Below are 1,915 nucleotides of genomic sequence, written 5' to 3' on the forward strand. Positions count from 1 at the left end.
TCCTTATGGCTACTGTCGGGCGCGCCCTGAGGGCAATCTTGCGGACGGAAACCGCCATAGGTTATTCCGCCTACCCCACTCTTCGTGACCGGGTTAATGGGAAATGCCACGCCGTCGTCCATCATTTCAATCTCGAGCGCGGCACTAGCAGCTAGCAGCCTGGTGGCGTTCTGTTCTCGGGTGGGTGTCCAGTCGGGTGAATCGCGATGCGACCCGACGTATTCGTTCAAGGTGATCACGAGAGGTCCTTCGTCTTGTTCACGCGGTCAATCATGTCGTCGATGGTCTGCATGGGCTTCGTGCGAAAACGCTTGAGCATCACAGCGAAGCCGCCGGCGATAAACCAACCAACCGCCCCCACAAAGCCGTCCACCGCGGTGTGGTGCGAGCGCTTAGCGTCGTTCAGGAAGGTGAACAGGTTGAAGGTCTGCAGAAAATCGAAAAGGATGTCGCCGAACAGGTAACTCGCGCAGAAGGCAACAAAGGCCCGCGCGAACAAATCGCGTTTCGTCTTTGGCGGATCTACCGCAACCATCAGCGCTGCGCCAACGGCAGCCGGAAAAAACTTAGCCAGCAGTACAGCCAGGCCGCCAGCGTCCGCCGCATGATTGATCTGCTCTTGCATCTTCATTGCGTCTTTCTGTGGGTCTCGATCAGATCCAGCAGCGGCTGCTCCTCAGCATTGGCTCCTACGCAGTGCCCTGGACGGTCCACCCGATCGGTGATCCAGATCACACCTTTAGCCCACCAGGTACTCTGCACGCGGCCGCAGTGACTGGACATCGTCTCGAACGGGTTACCCGCCAAGGCACTGGCGTTAGCCGACATGTCGAGACCGCGCAGAGCCCGTTTGCCCGCGACTTCATCCCCAACTACCAACATCCAAAGAAACCGAAACAGGCCGAGCAACAGACATGGCAACAGGAGTGCCAGCAGAACCAGACCACGCAGAATCAGTTTGCCGCGGCTCATAGTGCGTCCAGATCCTTKAAGGCCACCAGCACAGAGGGAGCTGCGGCGGTAAGGGCGGCGATAATTTCGCCATAGACTGCCCGAACTGCTGCGGTGACATCGCCGTTCACGGCGCCGATAACTCTTGGGTCTTTCGTGAAATTTTTAAGTGATCTTCGGCATGCCTTGATGGCGGCGATATTGTTTTTCTGAATGGCGATATTGCTTTGCTGAAGAGCAATGCCTGCCGAATCCTCAGCCTCTTCGGCAACTGCCAAAGCCTCTTCGGCAGTCTCTAAATCATCTTCGGCATCGTCCCTATGACCAAGTAACCGAGTCAGGATGATTTCGCGGTTTGCCCTTGCAATCACAAGCAGTTCGATTTTCTGCTGCGACAGCTTTGCTGGGTCTAGTGCCCAAGCGCCGGCTAGCCAACAGTGATCAACGGAGGGCCGCTTGGTGACCGGAGTAGAACCTACTGGCACATACAAGGCCTCCCGGTAGTTGCCAGAAGGTGTCAGCCAGTACATGTGGCCATCAGGGTTGGGCTCGCAGTCGTCGGTCGCTGTACTGTTTTCCAGGTTAGGCGTATCACTCATGAATTTCTTTCTTAACGACCGGTGCCGCTGGCGCTGCCACCGTCGAGTGTTGAAGCGGAAATTGATGTGATTCGAATGCGAGTTAGCGGGCCAGCCAATGCTTTGTCACCACCACACACAAAGGTATCTCCATTGGTGGAATAAACCCCGCCCGAGATGGTCCACTTATTGGTGCTGACATCATGCAGTTTGAGCTTCACGTTGCCACTAAATGCAGAGCTGGCATCGGCCCGTGCTTCGACAATGAAACCTGTGACGTTATTCGCGGACTGCCCGTTGGTAGATGATCCGCCCGCATAGCCGGTAATTTCATACGCAGATGCAGTGCCAAGYTGAATAATGAAATAGTCCGCAGAGGCCAGAGA

5 protein-coding genes are annotated in these 1,915 nt (G+C 55.9%); all 5 read right to left on the reverse strand.

Features of this window, described 5'->3' with window-relative positions; translation table 11 throughout:
- The coding region (locus AC1D1P_RS22070; RefSeq protein WP_477674450.1) for a hypothetical protein at window positions 1–239 on the reverse strand (239 nt) is incomplete at its 3' end.
- Window positions 236–631: a hypothetical protein gene (locus AC1D1P_RS22075; protein ID WP_477674451.1), complete on the reverse strand. Its 396-nt coding sequence runs from the start codon at window positions 629–631 to the stop codon at window positions 236–238. The genes AC1D1P_RS22070 and AC1D1P_RS22075, both read right to left, overlap by 4 nt.
- Window positions 628–972: a hypothetical protein gene (locus AC1D1P_RS22080; protein WP_477674452.1), complete on the reverse strand. Its 345-nt coding sequence runs from the start codon at window positions 970–972 to the stop codon at window positions 628–630. Before AC1D1P_RS22080 ends, AC1D1P_RS22075 begins: the two co-directional genes overlap by 4 nt.
- Complete coding sequence (locus AC1D1P_RS22085) at window positions 969–1,550, reverse strand: hypothetical protein (RefSeq protein ID WP_477674453.1); 582 nt, start codon at window positions 1,548–1,550, stop codon at window positions 969–971. The genes AC1D1P_RS22080 and AC1D1P_RS22085 overlap by 4 nt, the downstream gene beginning before the upstream one ends.
- A gap of 11 nt (window positions 1,551–1,561) precedes the next feature.
- The coding region (locus AC1D1P_RS22090; RefSeq protein WP_477674454.1) for a hypothetical protein at window positions 1,562–1,915 on the reverse strand (354 nt) is incomplete at its 5' end.

It is taken from the genome of Polaromonas sp. P1_E1_2, from assembly GCF_056406035.1.

What these genes read in the sequence shown, in the direction of transcription:
- AC1D1P_RS22075 (WP_477674451.1), bottom strand. Translation starts at nt 631, where the DNA reads ATGAAGATGCAAGAGCAGATCAATCATGCGGCGGACGCTGGCGGCCTG.
- AC1D1P_RS22080 (WP_477674452.1), bottom strand. Translation starts at nt 972, where the DNA reads ATGAGCCGCGGCAAACTGATTCTGCGTGGTCTGGTTCTGCTGGCACTC.